Here is a 23298-nt window from a genome sequence, read left to right as displayed (position 1 = left end):
GCGCTGTCAAGGAGCGTGCCGTGAGACACTGACTGAGGAACGAAGCAGTAGCTTGGAGGTTAGGGGATCAGGGAGGATACAAGATGCTTCGGAATTTCAAAATGGACCCCGTAGAGCTCGCACCACCTCACGGCGATCCATTCGATCTTAATCAGCGAGCGAAGGCGATCCTCGCGATCTTGGTCGCGGGAACGGTTATCCTCGCATTTGCGGGGCTTGTCGTATCTCATGTCATCTAAACGCCAGATCCCGCACTGCGAGAGCGACACCAGGTAACAAGGGATGAACATGGCGTCTGGCAAGTCTTCAATACCGCAGACCACGTTGCAGCGAATTCCAGCAGCCAGCAGTTTGTTCAACTTGCTCGGAGAGAGCCGCAGGACCTCGCCCACGAGCTAAAATCACGTGAGCGCGATGGACGTCGATCCCCGCTTCTGAAAGCGTTGGTGTTAAATAGCCCAGCGATTGAAAGTCTATAAGACCAGCCAAACTGACAGGCTCATAGTCAACGCGGCTGGGTCATCGAAGGTTATATCTCCAGATTTTCAAATAACTCCGCAAACCAACTCCACGTTTCTTTCAGTTTTTCAATATTTCGTTTACGAATTTTCGACAGCTATGACGAGAGCGAAAAAGGCGTGACGTCGACTTCTCAGGCGACGTAGGGAAGATGTCCGCTGAGTGTTCCTCGCTATTCAACCTGAATGACACTCAGCGTTGGCTCAACCAAAATGAGATCGACTAAGACCACCCTCGATCAGGAACATTTCTACCTGGTTCTCGTTATTAGCCGTCTGAGCGCGGTCTAATATTGGGTTGGCATGGAACAGAAGAACGACTGGCAGCTCACGGATTTGCTACATAACGAACATGGTCGGGGCGACCCATTCGCTGCCGCAGTGCGCGCGACGCGCATGCCTATGGTCGTCACCGATCCCGGTCAGACAGATAACCCCATCGTTTTCGTCAACGAGGCTTTCCAGGATTTGACTGGCTACAGCCGAGAAGAATGTATCGGACGGAACTGCCGATTTTTGCAAGGGACCGACACTGACCCCAGAACAGTTTCCAAAATCCGCTATGCAGTGGAGCGGGGAGAAGATGTTGCCGTCGACATTTTAAACTATCGCAAGGACGGAACGTCGTTTTGGAACGCGCTTTATCTCAGCCCGGTGAGAGGCGGTAACGGTGATATCCAGTTTTTCTTCGCCTCACAGCTCGATGTCAGTCGGCGCGTTGATGCACAACAGCGTGTCATTGACCAAAAGGAAGAGGTCGAGCACGAGGTCCGTGTGCGAACCGCCGATCTCGAAGCATCGGTCGAGGCACAAGCCATGCTGCTGCATGAGGTCGATCACCGCGTTAAAAACAATCTCTCCGTGATCGGCTCGCTTTTAAGAATGCAGATCAGAGACTCTGACGACCCGAATGTGCGGAAGGCATTGCGGTCGACTATGGAGCGTGTCGACGCAATGGCCGCCGTTCATCGGCGCCTCTATCAATCGGACGACGTACGTTACTTTGACGTATCGTCTCATGCCTCGAACATCGTTCAAGATGCGATCAGCGCCAGCCGGTACAAGGACGTGTTTCTGCACTCGGAAACGCAGACCGCCCATCTTCCGTCGGGGCAAGCCACATCGTTTGGCCTCCTGTTGAACGAAATCCTGCTTCACCTGTTTGATCCCTACACGCCCATCAAGTCGGTGAGCCTGCGCAGTTCCGTGGACGAAAATGACATCACTCTCGTGCTGAGCAATGAGCTTCTGGAAAAGACCCCTCAAGACGCAATCCCTCCGCTGAGCATGAAGCTGATCTCCAGGCTGTGTGCGCAACTCGACGCTAAGGTCGACTGGCAACACTCGTTGACCGGCCTGACCGCCACCCTGCAAATTCCTGTGAGTGCTCCATGACCCGACCAAAGCCACCGCTTAACATCCTGATTGTCGAGGACGAACCTCTAATCGCCATGGATATGGAAATGATGGTCGAGGATGCCGGTCACAAAGTCATCGCCGAGGCAGCTTCTCTTTACGACGCTGAGGACTGGGACGACAGCCTCGACCCTGATATCGCCTTCGTCGATATCCAGCTCGCCCGCAAGACAAATGGACTGGACGTCTCGAAGCTTATCCAGAAGCGATGGCCGGAGACAATCATCGTTTTTGTCACTGCAAACCCCAAAATCATTCCAGCGGATTTTGGTGGCGCGCACGGCGTTATCCCGAAACCACTTTCGCAGAACGGCTTCCTCGCCGCGATGAAGTACTTGCAGGAGGGTGTGTGCGATCCGCCTCCGACCGTTCAGCAACCCAACAGCTTCACTGCCTCCCCGGCTTTCGCGGCAACATGGGATCACTGAACACCTGAGCGCGTAATCCGAATGTAACGCAAAGGCGAATGCGATGCGTTAATCGTGTCGGCATTCGTGTGTTGAGATATCGCTCGCGTTCCTCTATTGTTCCGAAGAATTAGTAGGGGCGTCCCCCAAGGAAAGAATCCGAATTGCTTGATCAGTCTCTTGCGACAGATGATTTGTCGACCGCCGCCTGCGATAGAGAGCCTATCCATATCCCCGGTTCCATACAGCCCTATGGCGTGATGCTGATCGCAGCCAACGATACCATGACAGTCGTCGCAGGCGCGGGTTCGATCGAAGACCATTTCGGACATGACTGGCAAGGCGCGGACGCGGGTAAGTTGCTCGGAACAGGCTTTGCTGAGATATGGCCACATATCACCGCCGGAAAGCTGACCTCTCTGGGTCGCGTTCATGGTCGATCCGGGGAGCTCAACGCGGTCGCTTACCGCAGTGGTGATTACGTTATCATCGAGCTGGAGCCGCGGACGCGCCAGGACGATATCGACTTCTCGTATGTTTATGACCTCGATATCGCCGCGACCGAGTTCGAGCGTTCCTCGACACTCGCTGACCTGTGCTTCGCGGCGGCGCACAGGTTTCGGGCCATGACCGGTTACTCGCGGGTCATGGTGTACAAATTCCTCGATGACGATTCCGGCGTTGTGATCGCGGAGAGCATTGACGGACATACCGATAGTCTGATGAACCACCATTTCCCTGCATCTGATATTCCAAGGCAGGCCAGAGCGCTCTATGTCCGCAACCGTGTTCGTGTGATTGCCGATGTCGGTTATGAGCCCGCTTTCATTAGGCCAGCGACCGAAGAACTGGCGACCCTAGATCTCAGCGATTCGACATTGCGCAGTGTTTCTCCGATCCACATCCAGTATTTGAAGAATATGGGGGTCGGAGCTTCGGCGTCGATCTCGATAGTGCGCGATGGGATGCTTTGGGGGCTGATCGCTTGCCACAACCCAACGCCGAAGCATATTCCGCGCAGCGTCCAAGTGGCAGCCCAGGCGCTTGCTTCGTCTCTATCGCGCCAGATCAAGGGAAAGAAAGACGCTGAACTTTACCGGGAGCGTTTGCGTCTGCGATCCCAGGAAGATGCGGTCATGAGCCATCTTGGCTCGGACAAGTCGCTGAACGCGTTCTTCGAGCGAAGCGGGCGGGAGCTTGCAAGATTGGTGAGCGCTGACGGTTTTGCAGCGGCGCAGGGATCGGATCTTTATGTGTTTGGCAAAGTACCGGATAAGATCGATATCAGAGCAATTGCCGATCACGTCCGTGTACCAGCAGCTTTGCAGCCGTTGGCAACCCATTCCCTGCAGACGAATTATCCGGAGGCTGCCGTCTATACCGATCTGGCTAGCGGCTTGCTGGCGGTGACGATGTCGACGGAGGTTCCGACGATACTGCTGTGGTTCCGGGCCGAGCATATTGAAGTCGTAAAGTGGGCCGGAAATCCGCATAAGGACATGCCTGACAACGGTCTGCCACTTTCCCCTCGCACCTCATTTGCGGAATGGACCGAGCAGGTCAAGGGCCAGTCGAAGCCTTGGACGCTTGCCGAGATCGAGGCGTCGACACGCATCGTTCGCCTGATGCTCGATCATCGCAACAACCACCGTATGCGTGAACTGAACCGTGAGCTTGCCACGACGCTCAGAGAGAACGAGACGCTGATGCGTCAAAAAGATTACCTGCTGAAAGAGGTCAATCACCGCGTCCAGAACAGCCTGCAGCTCGTCTCGGCATTTTTGCGCCTCCAGGCCAGAAGTGCAAACGACGCCCAGTCTAAGACACACCTGGACGAAGCTCAGAAACGGCTCACAGCCGTCGCCCTCGTCCACCGCAGGCTTTACCAGGATGAAAGCGTCGAAGTGATTGACCTCTCGCGCTACCTTGAAGATCTGTGCATTGAAATGAAATCGACTATGGACGAGGGCTGGTCTGAACAGATCGAACTCAATCTTGCACCAATCCTTGTCGCGACAGACCGCGCCGTCAATATCGGCCTGATCCTCACCGAGTTGATTATCAATGCCAACAAGTATGCATATGGCGGGCGGCCCGGGCCGCTTTCCATCGATCTCGAGCAGCACAGGGCGTCTTTGCGACTTGTGGTGTCGGACCGGGGCAACGGCAAAACGCCGGAGAAAGCGTCCGGATACGGATTTGGGTCGAAAATGCTGACGGCGATCGTCGAACGCCTTGCTGGTCACATCGATGAGGAAGACAATCTACCTGGTCTCCGTACGATCGTTACTGCGCCCATTCAAGGGTGAAGCCTCACTCGGCTATCTCAGACCTGCACATTCCCCAGTGGTGCGGTGAGAGTCCAAATTATCATTCCATCGTCTGCCGTCCAGGTGCACGAGCCGCCTAACGCTGTGGCCACGATACGCTTCAGAACCAGTGAACCGAAACCGTTTCCGCGGGTGATGAGATCGGGCTCGCTACCACCTCCTTCACACCACCGAAGATGGAATTCGTCCCTTTCCGAGGATCGGTCGATCCGCCAAGCCAGGGTGACATCGAAGGACTCTCGCTTTGCGTATTGGACGCAGTTTGTCACCAGCTCATGCAAGGCCATTCCGAGATTAAGGACGGCGTTTGCGCCGAGCAGGATGTCAGGCCCCATTGCAGAATGAAGTGTCTTTGCCTCGATCGGCTTGACATGATACGAGATCAGCGTCTTGAGGTCGACGCCGGCCCAATCGACCGACGACAGTAAGTCCTGCGTGTGCGCGAGCGCCATGATCCTTTCGCGAATGCGCTTCTCAAAACTTCTGACATCGTGTTCGCGCGCCGCGGTCTGGCCGATGACGGACAGAATGACCGCATATTGGTTTTTGACCCGGTGATTGATCTCGCGCATCAACAACTTCAGGCGCCGTTCCTTCTCCCGACTTTCGGAGATATCGCGCGCGATCTTTGAGGCTCCGATGATACGGCCTCGCTTGTCGCGAATCGGAGAAATGGTGATCGAGACGGGCACCAGCTCACCGCCTTGCGTTTGCCTCAGCGTCTCGAAGGTTTCGATCTTCTCCCCAAGCTTCAGGCGTCGGAGGATCTCAACCTCCTCATCATGCCGATCTTCAGGAATGAGGATATAGATCGACCGGCCAATCGCCTGAGCAGCCGTATAACCGAACAGCTTTTCGGCGGCGCTATTCCAACTAACGATTGTACCGGAAAGGTCCTTGCTGATGATCGCATCGAACGAGCTATCGACGATGGCCGCAAGCCGAGCCTCGCTGTGGTTCTTGCGCCGACCCTTGCCAGCTGTTTGTTCGAACATGGGCATTCTCGCTTCACGTTAAAACACATACTCTTGGTTCCTCACCAAGGAGATTTGGTCTTTTTGCGCGGGCATAACTAGATGGCCCCCAACTTGTTTCAAGTACCGTTTCACTGTCTGTGGGAGGAGAGTGGATCGGATGTGTTGATACGTTGTCTCGTTTTGCTAAAAAAAAATCCAGAGGTCGGTAAAAACCGCAGCTGAAGCGCTGTTGTCGGTCGTTTCGCAATCGCTACATGCGGGTGCAAGCTTATCGGCATCAGATGTCTTTTCTGATTTGCGTCTTGATCGCCTCCGTGCGTAGCGGCTCGCCAAACTCACTTCTAGATTGGCTGATGAGCCGGTTAATAAAATCGAGCTTGGCAACAACGGGTGGCGACATAACGAACGGATAAATGTCCGATTGTCCCATCGAGCGCTGAAACGTGTTCAGTGCCAGGCTGATTGGCACCCACGCATTGACGAGTTGCTGGGCGCTTTTCGCGCGATAGGGGTCGAAGTTAACCTCCGCATCAAGCTCGTGGTGGCGGAATGGCTCGATGGACAAGCCAAAAGATCTCGTCGATTCCAGCGTGTCGACCATGTGGAAAAAATGCGCCCAGCATTCTGCAAAATCTTCCGATGGGTGGCAGCTGGCATAGGTAGAAATGAAGTTGTTCTGCCAGTCCGCGGGCGGTCCATTCGAGTAGTTTCGCTGCAGCGCCGCTTCATAGTCCTCGCGCTCATCACCAAACAACGATCGCGCTTCGTCGATCATGTCGCTACCTTCTACGAGCTGCTGAAAGTAAAAATGGCCGATTTCGTGACGGAAATGGCCCAGCAGTGTACGGTAGGGTTCCCCCATCGAAACGCGAACGGTCTCGCGCACGACGTCGTCGGCCTCCGCTGCGCGCAAGCTGATCAGGCCGTCTTCGTGACCAGTCATTGCTGGGATTAAGTTTCCTAAATGATCCACTTCGTCCTCCAGGAAGTCAAATACCAGCCCAGCCTGTGGGTCGGCATCCCTTCCCGGTCAGGGTAGGCCGAATCGGAGGATCGAGTAAAATAGTTGCCGTTGAGCCGAGCCGATCTTGTGAAACCGCTCCAGACTCTGCGGCGTCTGGGTGTTCGGAATGAGGCGGTTGTATCGAGCCGGTATAGCCAAGATGTTTGGATCATCTGATCGAACGAGCCAGTTGCTGCCGTCGATGACGGCGTTGGCGCAAAAGCGCCACGTTTCTGCAGGTCAAGATTCAATGCTCCAAAGGCCATCGCCGCCGTCGGACAGCGTGTGCATCGTCATCGTGTCGGCAACGAACCCGACTGGCGCATTGTTGGCACCAACGCTGAAATGATTGTCGAAATAGAGGGGAATTCCGCTGACGTCGCATTGATACAGGCGCATTCCAAGCTCCATTTGCGTGAATAGCTGCCTTCAAACGCACAAAACCGGAAAACGGACAGAGGGCACAAAAAAATAAAATCTTTTGGCCTGTGGCTCCGCGAAACCAATCACCCTTCAGTCCGTTAATTGCCGCCACATCAACGAGGTTCGCCATGACGCAACGCACGCTCCTGCAGTTCTTCCATTGGTATACGCAAGATGGAGGCGGGCTCTGGAAGGAAGTAGCGGAGAAGGCGGAAAGCTTGGCGGCCATCGGCATCACGGATGTCTGGATGCCCCCGGCTTACAAAGGTTCTGCTGGCGGGTTTTCGGTCGGCTACGACACTTACGATCTCTTTGATCTCGGCGAATTCGATCAAAAGGGTACGGTCGCGACGAAATACGGCGACAAGGCTGCGCTCGAACATGCTTGCCGGGTTCTCAACGAAAACGGCATCGGTGCGATCCACGACGTCGTGTTCAATCACAAGATGGGCGCCGACGATAAGGAAAGTGTCCACGTTCGCAGGGTCAATCCCGAGGATCGCACCAAGATCGAGGAAGAAGCTTTTGAGGCGCTGGCCTATACCCGCTTCACCTTCCCCGGCCGCGACGGCGCGCATTCGCAATTCGTCTGGGATCAGAAATGCTTCAGCGGTGTCGATGTCATCGAGAAGCCGGACGAAAGCGGAGTGTTCCGACTGGTCAACGAATATGGCGAAGGCGAGTGGAATGACGAGGTCGACGACGAGCTGGGCAATTTCGACTATCTGATGGGCGCCGATGTCGAGTTTCGCAACAAGGCTGTCTACGAAGAATTGAAATATTGGGGCAGCTGGCTGTCCGAGCAGGTGCGCGTCGATGGTTTCCGCCTTGACGCCGCAAAGCATATTCCTGCTTGGTTCTTCCGCGACTGGGTCGGCCATATGCGTCAGACTGTCAAAGAGGACTTGTTCGTCGTCGCCGAATACTGGCACCCGGACATGGGAACGCTGAAGAGCTATCTCGATCTCGTCGATCACCAGTTGACCGTGTTCGACGTGGCGCTGCACCACCGTTTCCATGAGGCTTCGAAGGCTGGCGGCGATTTCGATATGCGGACGATCTTCGACGGATCGCTCGTCTCCGTGCATCCCGATCATGCGGTGACCATCGTCGACAATCACGACACCCAGCCGCTTCAATCACTCGAGGCGGCCGTCGATCCTTGGTTCAAGCCGCTGGCCTACGGGCTGATCCTGTTGCGCGAACAGGGCGTGCCATGTGTCTTCTATCCGGACCTTTATGGCGCAAGCTACACGGACGATAAGGACGGCGAACATCGCGCGGTCGAGATGCCGGCCATCGGATGCCTTTCGGCGCTCATCGACGCCAGAAAACGGTTCGCCAACGGTCCGCAGACGGACCTGTTCGATGACCCGCATTGTATCGGCTTTATCCGCCATGGAACTGGAGACGCACCCGGCTGCGTCGTCGTCATGTCAAATGGCGAAGGCGGGGAGAAGCTCGCAGAGCTCGGAACGGATCACGCCGGCAAGACTTACGTCGATGTGCTCGGGCATCACCAGGCTCAGATCGTGGTCTGTGACGACGGCAAGGCGACGTTCCCGACAAACGGCGGCAGCGTCAGTGTCTGGGTCCAGAACGCCGCCCTCTGAAGCGCCGATGCCACTCGATGGGCAGGGTGCCGGCATAGTTCGCCGAAACCGCTGCTCGGAAACGAAAGTCCTGCACGACCGTTAGGATGCCGAACTCATTGGACAATCGCCATGATGCGGACAAACAGCACACATGAACCGTCCTCGACCGGTCGGGATGAGAATGGTGTCGATCGACTGGCCGACATATATGGTATTGACCCGAAGCGTCCAACGGCAGACGGGACAACCATTGAGGTGTCTCACGAGACAAAGACTAAACTCCTGCGTGCCTTGGATGTGGACATTTCCGGCAGTGTGAAGCCAAGACCCGAACCGGATACGCTACCCTTATCGACCCCAACTGCGTGCTTTGTCCCGGATTTCCTGTTTACAGAGCGGGTGTGGGGCATCAGTCTTCAGCTTTATGAACTGCGTTCGGAACGTAATTGGGGAATCGGCGATTTCGAAGATCTTAGGATCATAATTGATCTGGTGGCATCGCTTGGGGGCGATTTTATCGGGTTAAACCCGCTCCACGCTCCATTCCTTGCCGATGCTGGCCGTTGCAGTCCCTATGAGCCGTCCAGCCGGCTGTTCCTCAACCCGCTTTACATCGCTGTCGACAGAGTGCCGGGCTTCGCGTCAGATCCCGATCAGCAGCAGATGATTGCTGCTCTGCGTGATACCGATCTAGTCGCCTATCGCGGCGTCGCAGCCCCTAAGCTTGCAGCCCTGCGTTTGATATGGGGCCGCTCGGCGTACCAAGGTAATGACGATGTTTCCGAATATGAAACCTTCGTGCTCGCAGGCAGCGAGCCGCTTCGGCTTCACGCCATTTTCGAGGCGCTGTCGGCACATATGGTGGAAAGAGGATTCTCGGCCGGTTGGCACGCATGGCCGGAGGAGTTTAGGGATCCCAGCTCAGCAGCTGTTCTTTCGTTTGCCACGGAGCGGGATGACGACGTTCGGTTTCATCTCTGGCTCCAGTGGGTCACCCATCGACAGCTTCAGATAGCCGCCAGCCACGCCATGGCATCAGGATTGCGGATCGGCCTTTACCTCGACCTTGCTGTCGGAGAGGCGATCGACGGTTCGGCGACATGGAGCGAACGTGCGATTTACCTCACGGACGCAACCATTGGCAGCCCGCCCGATCCGTTCGCGCCGGATGGGCAAGACTGGCACCTCGCAGGATTTCAGCCTTCGCGGATTGCGTCCGGTGAAAACCCGCCATTCGAGCGGATGGTCACAACCGCCATGCAGTATGCCGGGGCCATCCGGATCGACCACGCGGCGGCGCTGCGCCGGCTGTTCCTTGTCCCGATCGACGGTATACCATCCGATGGCGCCTATGTCAGCTATCCCCAGGAGGACCTGATCAGGATTCTAGCAGGATCGTCCGCGCGACACCGCTGCCTCGTCATTGGCGAGGATCTCGGATTGCTTCCCGATGGACTTCAAGACGATCTGACGGCAGCAAGGATTCTCTCCTATCGTATTTTCTCCTACGAGCGTGTTGACGACGGTTTCAAAGCCGCAACCGATTATCCTGATCTCGCGCTGGCCTGCATATCGACGCATGACCATCAGACACTGGCCGGATGGTGGCGCGGTGCGGATATCGCCCTTCGGGCCGAGCACGGCATCGTCTCGCCGGACCTGACGCGACAGCACGAGGCGGCCCGCGAGAAGGAACGGCAGCAACTGCTCCGGGCGATCGGTAATCCAGGGGCTGGCGGTCCGACCGGAACCCCTGCAGCACCCATGCTCCACGACATGACAATCCGGGCACATCGTTTTGTGGCCGGGACGCCGAGCATGCTGGTCGCTGTCCGTTTGGCGGATCTGACCGATGAAAAGCAACCGACCAACGTCCCCGGTACGAGCGACAGCTACCCGAACTGGCAACCGAAACTTTCGGTAACGGTTGAAGAACTTTCGAAGCTGCCTCTCCTCATTGCGATAGCGGACGCTGTAAACAAAGGTCGGCGGGCAAGCGGATCCGACCACCAACCGAATGGCGACAAGCCGGGCGATCGACATGCCCCGGAAACATTCGACGCGTCAAAGAATGATAGTGAAGAAACCGGCAAGACAGATGCCCAGCAGCTCGATGCGATTGTCGAGAAATATGCCGACAAGATACCAAGACCCCTCGGACGCTTTATTAGGTGGATGAGAAGACCGGAGCTGCGATGGCTCCGCCTGATTGCCGGCATCATGTTCGTCATTTGCGGCTTCGTCGGGTTTTTGCCGATCCTTGGCTTTTTGATGGTCCCGCTCGGTCTGATCATTCTTGCGCAGGACAGCAGATGGCTACAGCGTCCGACCCTTAAGGCGATTACGTGGCTCGAGAGCAAACTGGGAAAATAGAGCAGATTCGCGCCACGTCTTCCCACGTGCTCGACAGGTCGCGAGAAGGGCTGAGACAACTGATGGGCGTATCGATCTCGCAAAAGTTCGAGACACACGCCTCTCACCGCTGTCCGACTACGGCTCCTGCCAATCTGAATGGGCTCGATACAACTGAAGCAGCCACGTCGAAAACAAACGAACCGGCCTCTGGTGCCGAGGCTGCCCCTCCATTCAGCTTCGCGAGTTGTGGCCCTAGTTGTGCGAGATTTGCATATCGATCATGACCGACGCCGTCAGCGGCCTTAACAGACGAGATGTCAACAATTCGAAGGCCATATCGCAAGGCAGCGTCGCGAACAGAGGGACTGTCCACGTTAAGCGAGCCGGCACGCGGCCTCTCCCCACTCAGGAAGCTGGAGACAGCGAGTGCCTTGTCATCCTTCGACACGAATAATGTTATCGGAGTACGCATACGGCCAACGGCTTCAAGCTGGGATTTGAAAAGATCGTCGTCAATGTCGGGTGCCGCAAGGACCACGACTATTTTGCCAAGCACATCGTCTTTGCCTTCGAGCCTCAACTGGCGCAACGTTTCCATGATCAAAAAGCCGCCGACGCTGTGGCCAAACAAAATCACGCGCTTGACGTCGGTTTTGGCAGCTGCGGTCTTCACCAACCAGACGAGACGATCCCTAGAAGCCAGCGCGGCGTCACGATCGGCAAGATAACCTGCGAGAGCACCCTGTGACGGCCAGGAAAACAATATCGGCGTGCCATCCGTTTTTGAGTCAGCGGCGACTTGCGCAAGCCGATATAACGACTCCTGAAACGTATAATTATATCCATGCACAAAAATGCCAACCGCGTCTTCCTTATTAGGGGCTTGCGCCATGGCGACAAACTGCTTCTCGTCGAGCGCATGTCTTTTTACAACGACCATGTTTTTGTCAGCGTCGGGTTTCCCGACCGGCCATTCGATGTTGGATGGACGGTGCGAAGGCGGTATCGCAACGGAGAATTCTTCAAATGACAACGTGGCATTGCGTTTCGGAGAATAGCCGCGTTCATCAGGCGAACGGTTTGTGGCAGTCAGGACAGTAAGCTGACGGTCGCTCGATCCGCTCACCGGTACGGGGTCGAGTACTGCCGCGTCAGGTCTTCCAGCGCAAGCACCGAGTTCCGCACATAGGGCGGTTAGTATAACGAGGCTGATACAACGCCGAAACGGAGAGACTTCACGCATATCGATCAAGGGATATTCCATCAAAAACCAAGGCGGCCTTCTTGCCATGGAGCACATGCAAACTCAATTGACGATCAATCGGCATCCTCGCGTCAGTGAGCGGCCATATCAGACCGCTGACCAAAATCTCTGAAAAAACGAAGTCAGGTCCCATCGTCATGCTTGCCAGAAGGAAAGGCGCGCGTATCTCCTGCCACCTAAAACGATCAGAAGTAGGGTAACGAGATTGAGTGCCCGCAGTTTTCTGATCCTTTGATATCGGCTGGTCGACGATAACGTAGCTGGTCGATTGTTCCAGCGCTTACAAAGCTTTGACGTTTTAGTGATAGCTTGTTCACCATGCGGCCGAGTTGAGAAAAAATGCTGAAACTCGCCTGTCGCGATTTCCGTATAGCCGCATCATACGTCGGCGGTGGCCGACACATTTTTGCAGCGTACGTGCTGCCGGGGATCTCGTGTGGAACTTCTCGATCTTGCGTCCCGTATCTTCGGCCTGATGGCGCTGGTCGCTGCGATCTTCGGCGCGATCGAGAGAAGCGGCATGCCCGCCATGGTCCGCAAGACAGCAATCGGCTTCGCGTTCGGTGTAGCAGCCTGCATCTGCATGATGTTTCCGGTTGTTTTTTCGGACGGCACATCCGTAAACGGCCGATCCCTTTTCCTCGCTTTCTCGGCGGCATTCGGCGGCCCAATTTCATTCGTGGCGGCGACTGGCTTGACGTCCATCGTCCATGAGTTCGCTGGTGCAGTGCCATTCACCAAAATTATGGAATCTACCGCGGCTGCGGCAGCCATAGGATTGGCCTGGCGACACTTCGTCTACAAGCGCATGGGCAAAAGCTACGTCAGCCTACTGGTGCTTGGCTTCAGCATATCTCTTGTGTCGCTCTTGCTTCTGAAGGTGTCTTCGGGCCAGGGTCTGACGATATTTCTTAACACCTACCCAGCGGCACTTGCCGTCAGCCTCCTCTCGGCGATCATCCTCGGCCGACTGATCGAACGCGAGATGCGACACATCAGAACAGAGCAACGCTGGAAGGAGAACGCCTTTACAGACGCGTTGAGTGGGCTCGCAAACAAGCGTGCTTTCGAGAGCGACTACAATCGCGCCCTTGAGCGCAATGAGCCTTTCTCTCTGATCATTCTGGATATAGACCACTTCAAGCGTGTGAACGACACCTACGGGCATGTGACGGGTGACGAGGTCATTGTGGCAGCCAGCAAAGCGATGACATCCGCGTGCCGGTTTCGAAGCATGCCCTACCGCCTCGGTGGTGAGGAGTTTGGCATCATCGCGTATAACCTTGGCATCGCGGATGCTGTCAGTCTTGCGGAAAACGTGCGTGGCTCGATCGCAGCATTGCACCTGCACCCGACGGCAAACCTGCCGGCCGTCACGATCAGCGCCGGCGTTGTCTCCAGCGTTGCCAAGGCAGACGGAAGGGATCTTCTCTCAGCGGCGGATGCCGCGCTTTATCTCGCCAAAAATCAGGGCCGCAACCGCGTGATCTCGTGGAATGACCTTATGAAGACGGAGAGCGTCTCTACCCAAGCTGAGATTATCTCATTCCCGAAAGCCTACGCTAAAATGAGCGACCCGAAATAAGCGGCCTTCAGCGCCTTGTCGCCATTGTCGCTCTCACTTCCTCCGGAATGCCGTAATGTTCACCCGTTCATCTGGCATGGAGCTGCTTCGCTATTCGCCGCTGTCGCGTTACCCGGCCTCTGTCTATGGCCATCTCGCCTGCTTGTCGGCAAGTTGCTCAGTCCGTCCCGGTATGGTGATACGTTGGCTTGATCGTGCTCGTTTCAAGTCGGTAAGAGCTCCCCTGATCGGCGAGCTCACTTCATCAGCGATTCACCATACTGGACATATCGGACGAGCCCTGCCGCAGCTCGTTAAGACTTCGCTGTTACGCCTCCTTGTACAAGGAGAAAAGCCATGCGTGCGATCTATACCTGTCTTGGAGAAACGCACGACCAGTTTCTCTTGTCGATTGCGGCGGTCGTCTGCATCATAGGCATCTACGCATCGTTTTCCATCGCACGACATGCGGGACGGGTTGAAGACCGCGCGAGACGCATGTGGTCGACGATTGCCATCATCGCCGCCGGATGCACGGCATGGGCCACGCACATGATCGGTCTTCTCGCGTTCCGCCCGGGGATGGAGAGCGGCTTCGATCCTATTCTAACAGCAGGCTCGCTGATTCTGACGATCGCTGGCGTCGGCATTGCTGTTGGTTCCGCCATTGGCGCCCGGGACCGTTTACGCCGGTTCACATGCGGTGTTATCCTTGGATTTAGTATTACGCTCCTGCATTACATGGGCCAGTCAGCCTATCTCGTGACAGGAAGGATTGGTTGGAACGATGGCCTGATCGCTCTGTCTGTCGTCTTATCTCTGCCCTTGTTCGGATTTGCGATGATCGTTGCGGGCGAGAAAAAGCGGATTTTCAGGCATTTCGCAGCGCCGCTTCTGATTGCTGCCATCGCAGTTTTACACTTCATAGGGATGGCGGCGCTAGAGTTGGACTTCGATCCCCGCATCGAGTTGCCAAGCTCGGCGCTCTCGCCGGATCTTGTCGCGCCGATCGTGGCATCGGTGAGCGCCGCCCTCGTCCTTTTGGCATTCATTGGACTTCGCTTTGCCCTTTCTGCGCGGGCACAGCTTCAGCGGGACCAGCTTCGGCTGCGACAACTCGCTGACATGGCGGTAGAGGGGCTGTTGATCTGCGAAAACGAGGTAATACAGGCGACTAACAGCAGTTTTGCTTTCTTTTCGGGGCTGTCGGGAGCAGAAGCGATTGGCATGCCGATATCGCGCGTTCTTCCCGGCCTTGTGATCTGCGAGCTAGCCGAGCAAGAGGAGCGGGATGCCGAGATGCGCCATGCAGATGGCCGCCTCGTTCCCGTACGGGTTCTCCGTAAGACCATTGCCGTAGGTGCGCAACAGCAGACGGTCATCGCCATCCGCGATCAGAGCGAACGCCTGGCCACAGAACGGAAGCTTCATGCATTGGCCTACACGGATGCTTTGACGGGTCTGTCGAACAGGTTGCAGTTTAACCAGCTACTAGATACGGGCTGTACCAGAGGAGGAGAAGAAGAGCGTTCGTTCGCGTTGTTGCTGCTCGATCTCGATCGTTTCAAGTCGGTCAACGACACCTTGGGACACATGGCTGGCGACGAGCTTCTCAAGCGTGTGGCCTCGCGCATCTGCGCGTGCGTAGATGAGGAGGATATTGTCGCCCGGTTGGGTGGTGACGAGTTCGCAATCATCGTTGCCGACCCTAAGCGGGCTGGCTCGGTCTCGGAAACGATTGTCGATCTCCTGGGCCGGCCGTTTCTGATAGACGGCTCCGTCATCGATGTTGCGGGAAGCCTCGGTATCGCTATCGCACCGGCAGACGGAAAAGATCGAGCCGCGCTCTCGCGCCACGCCGATTTGGCCCTGTACGCTGCAAAGCAGGACGGAGGCGGGGCATACAGATACTTCGATACGCAGATGAGCGACCGCGCCCAGGCTCGCAGATCACTGGAGCTTGATCTGCGTCGCGCCCTCGCCCGCGAGGAGTTCGAAGTTTACTATCAACCTCAAATCGATCCGAAATCCGGCTTGTACCAGGGAGCGGAAGCCCTTGTGCGGTGGCGTCACCCGACGCGGGGCATGGTCTCGCCTGCCGACTTCATCCCGCTTTGCGAAGAACTCGGACTGATCGTAGCGCTCGGTGAGTGGGTGCTGCGAGCGGCCTGTCAGGAGGCTTTCCACTGGCCCAAACACATCTCCGTTGCGGTCAACCTCTCTCCGGTCCAATTGCGAGATGGCAATCTTGCCAACCTGGTGGCGAACGTGTTGCGCGAAACGGGGCTTTCTCCGTCACGCCTCGAGCTGGAGATCACCGAAAGCGCGTTGCTGCAAGATGAGGAGACGACCTACCGCATTCTTCATGCCCTGAGGGCAATGGGTATCCGTATTTCGATGGACGATTTCGGAACTGGGTATTCATCCCTCAGCTATCTGCAGCGTTTCCCGTTCACCAAGATCAAGATCGATCAGTCATTCGTGCGCCAGGTGCCTCATAACCAGGACGCGGTCGCGATCATGCAGGCCATCACATCGCTTGCGGCGAAGTTGCGGATGACAGTCACGGTCGAAGGCGTTGAGACCCCTGAACAGAGAGCATTCACGGTGGCCGAGGGCTGCGATCAAATCCAGGGCTATCTTATCAGCCGGCCCGTCGAGCAAGCGGCCATACGCGCGCTGTTGACGACAACATCAAAAGCCGTGGCTTAAGGAAAATCATTATGCCTCTCTATCGCCTTTTGTATCGCAGTGAGATTTCACTTCCGGACACGCAGCCGCTGAATCAGCAGATCCAGTCGATCGTTACGGCTGCCGATCGAGCCAACGCGAAGAATGACCTTTCAGGCGCGTTGATCGCTGCCGATGGCGTGTTCATCCAAGCTCTGGAAGGCCCTTTGGCCGCGTTGGAGGCAACGTTCGAAAAGATTTGCACTGACCTCCGACACAAGCATGTCCGCCTCATTGAGCTTGCCGCCGCCGACGAGCGGGTGTTTGCAGAATGGAAAATGGTCAGGGTCGAACACGAGGACGACGTCTTGCGTTTGTGCGCCGGGCTAGGCTTTGAGGATATTGTGAGACCAGACGTCTCGAAAACGAGCGCGATCATAACGCTGATGCGATCAATCTTGGCAAGCAAAGCGCACCTGGCCAATGGCGCCGGATTCGCTAGCGCGCACGTTTGATGACCAGTTCTTGCTGGCAGGTAAGGCAGCGCTAGCTTGCGAGCCGCTGGCTTTCGTCTACGGTCATATGCTCCACCATCGCGACGATGGATTCCAACAGATAAGGCTTCGCAACGAATACAGCGTCCGAAGGCAAATCTTCTCGGCTCAAACGATGCCTGCCAGATGCGATGATCACAGGTAAGTGCATGTGCGTCGAAGAAATCATTCGCGCAAGATCCAGGCCACTGAGGCCGCCGGGCATGTCGATGTCGGTAATGACTGCATCTATTTTGCGGTGACCGAGAGCGGCGACCGCCTCGAGCACCGTCCCGGCTTCTATGACATCGTAGCCCTCAAAGGCTAGCGTGTCAGCGAGAACCATTCGGATGAGAAGCTCGTCTTCGACGGTAAGGACGGTACGCTGATACATGGCCGACTCCAGTTGATGCTCGCGAGATGAACCCGTCCATCCTGATTTCGATCGCCCCTTAGGCACAAGTATTTCCCAACATATTTAATAAAATGCGAATGGCTGGTAAGTTTGCATCGCCCGTCGTCACTCACGCCGATCGCCATTCAGGTAGGCACCCGAATGTCGGACGCCCTCGGTAAAAATCAGAGATTATTGGCGTAGCAGCACGCTCGCAGCTGAATTTGGAAAGGATGGCGCCAAATCGGTCATGACCTTGCCGAAACCCTGTTCGGAGCGCTTGATCCTAGGGTCGCGGTCGGCTGACTAGATGCTTGTTACCGCGCCATCCTGAGCCGGCCGATTTCAGCGGCGAGTTGGTCCTGACTGTAAGGTTTTCCCAGCCGCGCCACGTCGAGGTCGACGCCCGGCGGCAATTCGGCATAACCGGACGCGATCAGGATTGGAAAATCAGGTATCAAGTCCCTGGCAGCCCTTGCGAGTTCGCCTCCCGTCATCCCTGGCATCGAGTAGTCGGTGATCATCAGGTCGAACCGGGTACTCTCGTTTAGCAACCCGAGCGCTTCTTGACCCGAATGCGCTTCGACGACTTCGTGCCCGAGATCAGCCAGCATGTCGGCAGAGCTCATGGCAATCAGGACGTCGTCATCGACCAGGAGGATACGCATCGGCGTTATTCGGGTCTCCGGCAAGTCAGATTCAGGTGCGAGGGGCTCCACATCGAGAGCCGCAGATATCGAGACGGGTATCCAAAGCTCGGCCGTTGTACCGACGCCGATCGTGCTCGACAACCGCAATTCGCCCCTGAGCTGCGATGCCAAGCCATGGATCATCGACAGTCCAAGACCGGTTCCTTTACCGAGCTCCTTTGTCGAGAAGAACGGCTCGATCGCTTTCTGAAGCGTGGCCTCATCCATGCCGTGGCCCTGATCGATCACGGAGAGGACAACATAACGTCCGGCGGCCAGCGTCTCGGTGGATAAATCCTGCTTCGCTTCCTTGAGGGCGATGTGAAGTCGACCACCGCCCGCCATCGCATCACGGGCATTGACAGCGAGGTTGAGCAATGCCAGTTCGACTTGATTGGCGTCGGCCGAGACTGGTGGTAGATGGTCAGGAATTTCCGTCTCGACGACGATGGTGGAGCCCACAGAGCGCCTCAGCAGATCTTCCATGCCGACCACGAGTTGGCGCATGTCGACGGGCTCGACACGCAAATCCTGGCGACGAGAAAACGCAAGCAGACGCTGCGTCAAAGATGCACCGCGTTTGGCACCTTGCAAGGCGCCGTCTATGAGACGGCTCGCTTTGCTGTCGCTTCCGACATGCTTGCGAAGAAGTTCGAGATTGCCGAGCACAGCCATCAGCAAATTGTTGAAGTCATGGGCTACACCGCCGGTCAGCTGGCCTATCGCCTCCATCTTTTGGGCTTGGCGCAATTGCTCCTCTGCCTTTTCGCGCTGGCCAACTTCGGCCATCACGATTGCATGCGCCTGTTCCAGCTCGAGTGTCCGCTCAATCACGCGCCCTTCCAACTCTTCATTGAGATGTCTCTGACGGATCTCGTTATTCACACGTTCGGTAATGTCCGCTGAAACGCCTACGAGCTTGGTCCCTTTCCCGGCACGATCTTTGTAGAGTTGCGCGCGGATCTCTGCCCAATGGGAAGATCCGTCGGGCCAGACAGTCCGATACTCGATCGCGTAGTCCGCACCGTTTTCGACGGTGGCCTGCACGGCAGCCTGCATCCTCTCGCGGTCTTCAGGGTGGATTGAAGCGACCAAGTCTTCATAAGAAAAATTGTCGCTAGAGCACCGTCCGAAAATCGCCTTGCATGTGGCTGATGTCGTCAGCGCGAGCGTTGCGAGATCGAGCTCCCAGGAACCAAGACGGCCCGCCTGGAGCGCCGTTTGCAGGCGTCTCTCCCCTTCGTCCAATGCCTCGATCCGCAGACGCGCGTCATATTGTCGGCGTCTGCCTCGCAACGCCGAGCGCACAACGCTGATGAAGGTCGTCGCATGAAACGGGCGCTCAATGAAACTGACATTACCAAGGACTTCTGATAATCTTGCCGCTGCGGGATTGCGTTCGGGACCGCCACCCCGGTTGGTCATGATGATAAACGGAAGGTCGGACCAGCTGGGTTGCTCCTCGACCCAGGCGGAGAGCGCCCGCAGATCGGCAGAACGCAGCGCCTCCTCCGCGATCACAGCACAGGTAATGTTATCTCCTAGGTCAGAAACGAAGGAGGCCAGATCGGGCGCGGCCATTGACGCTATGCCAGCTTCCTTCAGCAAGGATGCAGCAATCTGGGCATCCCGACCGACGGGGGCCAGGATCAGGCCGGTGGAATCCTTGTCAGATATGGCTATCACCCTCGTCCAGCTCTGAAAGCAGCGAATGCCTTTCACCAACCAGGGTCGGCACCCCACGAAGGACTCCCTGGAAACCGGTCAAGGGTTCACCCAATGTGAGACCATCTTCGCTTATCCTGTACTCCCGAATGGTGTCTTCGTGACGCCCGGTACGCTTCTTGATAACCGAGACCGCACGGCGAACTTTGCCAAGGGCCTCGAAGTATCGAAGCAGAACGACTGTATCAGCAAGATAAGTGACGTCGACGGGCGATTTCATATCGCCGACCAGACCATGTTGCGCAACGGTCAGGAAGGTGTTGGCACCCTGCCGGTTCAGGTACTGCAGCAATTCGTGCATGTGAAGAATGAGGGCGTTTTCGTCCGGCATTGCCGCCTGATAGCCGTTAATGCTATCGATCACGACGGTCTTTGCGTCATAGCTTGCCACCCGATCCCGGACACGCTGAGCAAACTCCCCAGGTGATAGCTCTGCAGCGTCGAGTTGCTCGATGTGGATCAGACCTTCTTCCTGCATTGTCTCAAGATCAAGTCCCATCGCCTTCGTTCGCGAGAACAACAAGCCCAGTTCTTCGTCGAAGACGAAGATCGCAGCTTTCTCACCACGTTTGACAGCCGCATCAACAAATTGGAGCGCGAATAAACTCTTGCCCGTACCTGCCGGGCCGATGAGGAGCGTACTAGATCCACGCTGAATGCCGCCACCCAAGAGTCTGTCAAACTCGTTGATGCCGCTTTTGAGCGTCGAGCGCTCGAAGTCGATCCGGTGCTCTCCGGCGCGCAGCCGTGGAAACACCGCTACTCCACCAGTCCTGATGACAAAGTCATGGAAACCACCACGGAAAGCCTGGCCCCGGTATTTGACGACCCTCAGCCTACGACGTTCTGAACCGTAGTTTGGTGCAAGTTGCTCAAGATGGATCACGCCATGCACAACGCTGTGAACAGTCTTGTCTAGAATGTCGGATGTCATGTCGTCCAGGAGGAGAACGGTCGCACCCGACCGCGCGAAGAAATGTTTTAGGGCAAGGATCTGTCGGCGATATCGAAGCGAGCTTTGCGCTAGCAGCCTGATCTCCGACAGACTGTCAATGACGACCCTCTGCGGCTTCAAGCGTTCGAAAGCCTCAAAGATCAGCTTGGTGGTTTCGCCAAGCTCAAGATCGGATGAGTAAAGCAAGCTCTGCTGCTGGTCCGCATCAAGAAGGCTTTCCGGCGGTACCAGCTCGAAAATCTCGACGTTTTCGCCGAATTCCAGGCCGTGCGAGCGCGCGCTATCCCGCAGTTCCTCCTCGGTTTCTGAAAGACTGATGTGAAGGCAGCGCTCGCCCAGCCGGGCGCCTTCGATTAGGAACTGCATGGCAATCGTTGTCTTGCCCGCTCCAGGTGACCCCTCAAGCAAAAATACGTGTCGACGCGATAGACCACCCGAAAGGATGTCATCCAAGCCTTCGACACCGGTCCGGGCTTTCTCAGTCGAAAGATCTGACATAGTGTCCCCTAGTACAAGCCGTTTGCGATGAGCCGTGGTAACGCGAGGAGGTCGCGCCGTAGCGGCGAAGGCGAAAGTACCAAGGATTTACTGTTGGAAACACGCGCTCACAAGAGCGCAAAATACCAGCCTATTTAGTATTTCTGTACTTATATTATGCCCGTTATCGCGTCAGTTTAGACAGTTTCGGCCCGATACCGCGTTCCCGGGCCCACAGAATGGCCGCTCCGCGTCGGTTGACGCCGATTTTTCGATAGAGCGCCGACACGTGGTTGCGAATCGTATGACGTGAGAGTTTCAGCCGCTCGCTCATTTGCGCGTCGTTTTGCCCCTGACAGATCAGAGACAGAATATCCTGCTCGCGCTCGGTCAGGTCGGAAACACCTGCAGACGCGATCACGCCTGAGAGGTTGGAGGTCTGTCGCAACGCAGCCAGCTTCTCGACGACGCTGCGGCTGAACCACGACGTGTCGGTCATCACAGCTTCGATCGCCGACATCAATTCCTCTTCGGAACGTTTCCTGTCGGTGATATCCTGTATTACCATCATGATGCAGGCGACGTCGTCGATCTTGATTTCTTCCGATGACAGCAGGCAATCCACCAATGCGCCATCCTTGGATTTCAGTCGGAAATCTATGTTGCGGAGTCGGCCGTCTTTCTGCATCGCGGCTTCGACGACCCGCTGAACGTCCTTGTCCAGCCAAAGATCGAGTTCGTTCTGATTACGTCCAATCACTTGCTCTTCCGCTGACCCTGTCAGGCGGAAGAAAGCAGTATTGGCCTCGATCACCTCAAAGTTCGAAATTCTGACGATGACGGTCGGAAGCGGTGAGAGGCCAAAGGCTTTGGAGAAGCGCTCCTCGCTCTGTTTCAGGACCTGCTGCGCTTTCTTTAACGGCTCGAGATCTGCGAATGTGAAAAGCATGCAGGGCCCACCGGCCACCTCTATCGGTTCACCCGCGACGATCACCGGCTTCGCGCCCTTGTCCGGCAACGGAATGATCGCTTCCATTTGCGGGATCGTTCGGCCAGCCTTAAGTTGTTCTTGCGCGTCCTCGCGCTTTTCCGCAAAGGCCATGACGTCGATTTCGTAGGCAGTCCTTCCCATCAGCTCGCTACGGCTATAACCGGTCATCTCAAGAAAGCCCGGGTTAACTCGGACATAACGAAAGTCAGCCAAGCGACAAATGATCGCTGGAGCGGGATTGGCGTTGAAGGCTGCCTCGAACCGGTCCTCGGCCTCGTAGCGCCGGGTCTCGTCCTGGATGACCCAAGCGACATAGTCCGGTTGATCTTCAGCGTCGGTCACGATGAAACAACGCGAAGCGAGCATCCTGGAATTGTTGTCGTCGCCAGTCGGGCGTGCCTCTAGAGTCGTCTCGACCATTTGACCGGTGGCGATCACCCTTTCGACCGGATGTTCGCCTTCGGCGACGAGATGGTTGTTACGATATTTGAGGACGTATCGCTCGCGGTATTCTGCGAGCGTCATGCCGAGTTGAGACTCCCGCTTGACGCCGTGCATTTCCAAGGCCGCAGTATTTGCGCCGAGGAACTTACCGTTCAGATCCAGAAGAATGACGCCCTCCTTCAATCCAGCAACGATTTGGTTGATCTGTCGGTGGGCATGCTTGCTGGCCAAGAGAACTCTCCATCTTCGGGCCGAAACGCTGGAAAGGGAGCTTTGTTCCCGGGTTGTCATGGCGTCGTCGAGATCTGACTTCGGGAACAACAGCCGTAACCTTATCCGACGACGAAGATATCGAGGACATAATATCGTCGATGCGAAACGAGCAGACATTTCTATTATCGGTTTCACAGGAGCGGGCTTAACCAGCGTCCGTCAACCGTGGTGCGCGAATTTCGCTACTCCACCGCCCCAAGATCAAAGAACGCCTGGCGCTCCGCATCCGAGGCATCGTTATCGGCAAAAACCCGGAATGCCTTGCCCTGAGACTTCAATTCCTGCGCCGTCTTCA

The 23298-nt window shown here is 56.3% G+C and carries 14 protein-coding genes and 2 pseudogenes; 8 read left to right on the top strand and 8 right to left on the bottom strand.

What is annotated here, in order from left to right:
• Positions 1 to 59: 59 nt before the first annotated feature.
• Positions 60 to 359: a hypothetical protein gene (locus AC2GXZ_RS30540; RefSeq protein ID WP_483763019.1), complete on the bottom strand. Its 300-nt coding sequence runs from the start codon at positions 357 to 359 to the stop codon at positions 60 to 62.
• Between the two features lie 462 nt (positions 360 to 821).
• On the opposite strand from AC2GXZ_RS30540, the gene AC2GXZ_RS30535 reads away from it, so the two are divergent.
• From AC2GXZ_RS30535 to AC2GXZ_RS30525, 3 genes are all read left to right on the top strand, one after another.
• Positions 822 to 1913 carry a histidine kinase dimerization/phosphoacceptor domain -containing protein gene (locus tag AC2GXZ_RS30535; RefSeq protein WP_483763018.1) on the top strand — a complete coding sequence of 364 codons (1092 nt, stop codon included), beginning with the start codon at positions 822 to 824 and terminating at the stop codon, positions 1911 to 1913.
• Positions 1910 to 2362 (top strand): response regulator, encoded by a 453-nt coding sequence (locus AC2GXZ_RS30530; protein WP_483763017.1) that lies wholly within the window; start codon positions 1910 to 1912, stop codon positions 2360 to 2362. Before AC2GXZ_RS30535 ends, AC2GXZ_RS30530 begins: the two co-directional genes overlap by 4 nt.
• A gap of 143 nt (positions 2363 to 2505) precedes the next feature.
• Positions 2506 to 4650, top strand: a complete 2145-nt coding sequence (locus AC2GXZ_RS30525) for a histidine kinase dimerization/phosphoacceptor domain -containing protein (RefSeq protein ID WP_483763016.1) — start codon at positions 2506 to 2508, stop codon at positions 4648 to 4650.
• Between the two features lie 17 nt (positions 4651 to 4667).
• Here AC2GXZ_RS30525 and AC2GXZ_RS30520 read toward each other — a convergent pair whose 3' ends face one another.
• Both AC2GXZ_RS30520 and AC2GXZ_RS30515 read right to left on the bottom strand, forming a co-directional pair.
• Positions 4668 to 5666 (bottom strand): sensor histidine kinase, encoded by a 999-nt coding sequence (locus AC2GXZ_RS30520; protein ID WP_483763015.1) that lies wholly within the window; start codon positions 5664 to 5666, stop codon positions 4668 to 4670.
• A gap of 259 nt (positions 5667 to 5925) precedes the next feature.
• A pseudogene (locus tag AC2GXZ_RS30515) lies at positions 5926 to 7050 on the bottom strand (zinc-binding metallopeptidase family protein).
• Between the two features lie 152 nt (positions 7051 to 7202).
• Between AC2GXZ_RS30515 and amyA the strand changes: the two are divergent.
• Entirely contained in the window at positions 7203 to 8687 is a 1485-nt protein-coding gene (amyA, locus tag AC2GXZ_RS30510) for an alpha-amylase (protein ID WP_483763014.1), read from the top strand.
• A gap of 114 nt (positions 8688 to 8801) precedes the next feature.
• Positions 8802 to 10658 (top strand): annotated as a pseudogene (malQ, locus tag AC2GXZ_RS30505) (4-alpha-glucanotransferase); the annotation flags it as partial.
• Positions 10659 to 11145: 487 nt separating this feature from the next.
• Here malQ and AC2GXZ_RS30500 read toward each other — a convergent pair.
• Positions 11146 to 12267: an alpha/beta hydrolase gene (locus AC2GXZ_RS30500; RefSeq protein ID WP_483763047.1), complete on the bottom strand. Its 1122-nt coding sequence runs from the start codon at positions 12265 to 12267 to the stop codon at positions 11146 to 11148.
• A gap of 457 nt (positions 12268 to 12724) precedes the next feature.
• On the opposite strand from AC2GXZ_RS30500, the gene AC2GXZ_RS30495 reads away from it, so the two are divergent.
• From AC2GXZ_RS30495 to AC2GXZ_RS30485, 3 genes are all read left to right on the top strand, one after another.
• Entirely contained in the window at positions 12725 to 13873 is a 1149-nt protein-coding gene (locus AC2GXZ_RS30495) for a GGDEF domain-containing protein (protein WP_483763013.1), read from the top strand.
• A gap of 336 nt (positions 13874 to 14209) precedes the next feature.
• Positions 14210 to 16564 carry a bifunctional diguanylate cyclase/phosphodiesterase gene (locus AC2GXZ_RS30490; protein ID WP_483763012.1) on the top strand — a complete coding sequence of 785 codons (2355 nt, stop codon included), beginning with the start codon at positions 14210 to 14212 and terminating at the stop codon, positions 16562 to 16564.
• A gap of 11 nt (positions 16565 to 16575) precedes the next feature.
• The gene (locus AC2GXZ_RS30485) at positions 16576 to 17037 is read left to right on the top strand and encodes a BLUF domain-containing protein (RefSeq protein ID WP_483763011.1); all 462 of its coding nucleotides are present in this window, start codon (positions 16576 to 16578) and stop codon (positions 17035 to 17037) included.
• 31 nt (positions 17038 to 17068) lie between these two features.
• Here AC2GXZ_RS30485 and AC2GXZ_RS30480 read toward each other — a convergent pair whose 3' ends face one another.
• The 4 genes from AC2GXZ_RS30480 to AC2GXZ_RS30465 form a co-directional block, all read right to left on the bottom strand.
• Complete coding sequence (locus AC2GXZ_RS30480; protein WP_483763010.1) at positions 17069 to 17449, bottom strand: response regulator; 381 nt, start codon at positions 17447 to 17449, stop codon at positions 17069 to 17071.
• Positions 17450 to 17766: 317 nt separating this feature from the next.
• Positions 17767 to 19824 (bottom strand): ATP-binding protein, encoded by a 2058-nt coding sequence (locus AC2GXZ_RS30475; RefSeq protein ID WP_483763046.1) that lies wholly within the window; start codon positions 19822 to 19824, stop codon positions 17767 to 17769.
• Positions 19808 to 21316 carry an ATPase domain-containing protein gene (locus AC2GXZ_RS30470; RefSeq protein WP_483763009.1) on the bottom strand — a complete coding sequence of 503 codons (1509 nt, stop codon included), beginning with the start codon at positions 21314 to 21316 and terminating at the stop codon, positions 19808 to 19810. Before AC2GXZ_RS30470 ends, AC2GXZ_RS30475 begins: the two co-directional genes overlap by 17 nt.
• 163 nt (positions 21317 to 21479) lie before the next feature.
• Positions 21480 to 22961 (bottom strand): PAS domain S-box protein, encoded by a 1482-nt coding sequence (locus AC2GXZ_RS30465; protein ID WP_483763008.1) that lies wholly within the window; start codon positions 22959 to 22961, stop codon positions 21480 to 21482.
• Between the last annotated feature and the right edge of the window lie 337 nt (positions 22962 to 23298).

The sequence above is a fragment of the Aliirhizobium sp. YIM B11859 genome (assembly GCF_057163345.1).
Note: the sequence above shows the minus strand (reverse complement) of the source record. Positions and strands in the feature narration are given on the sequence as shown.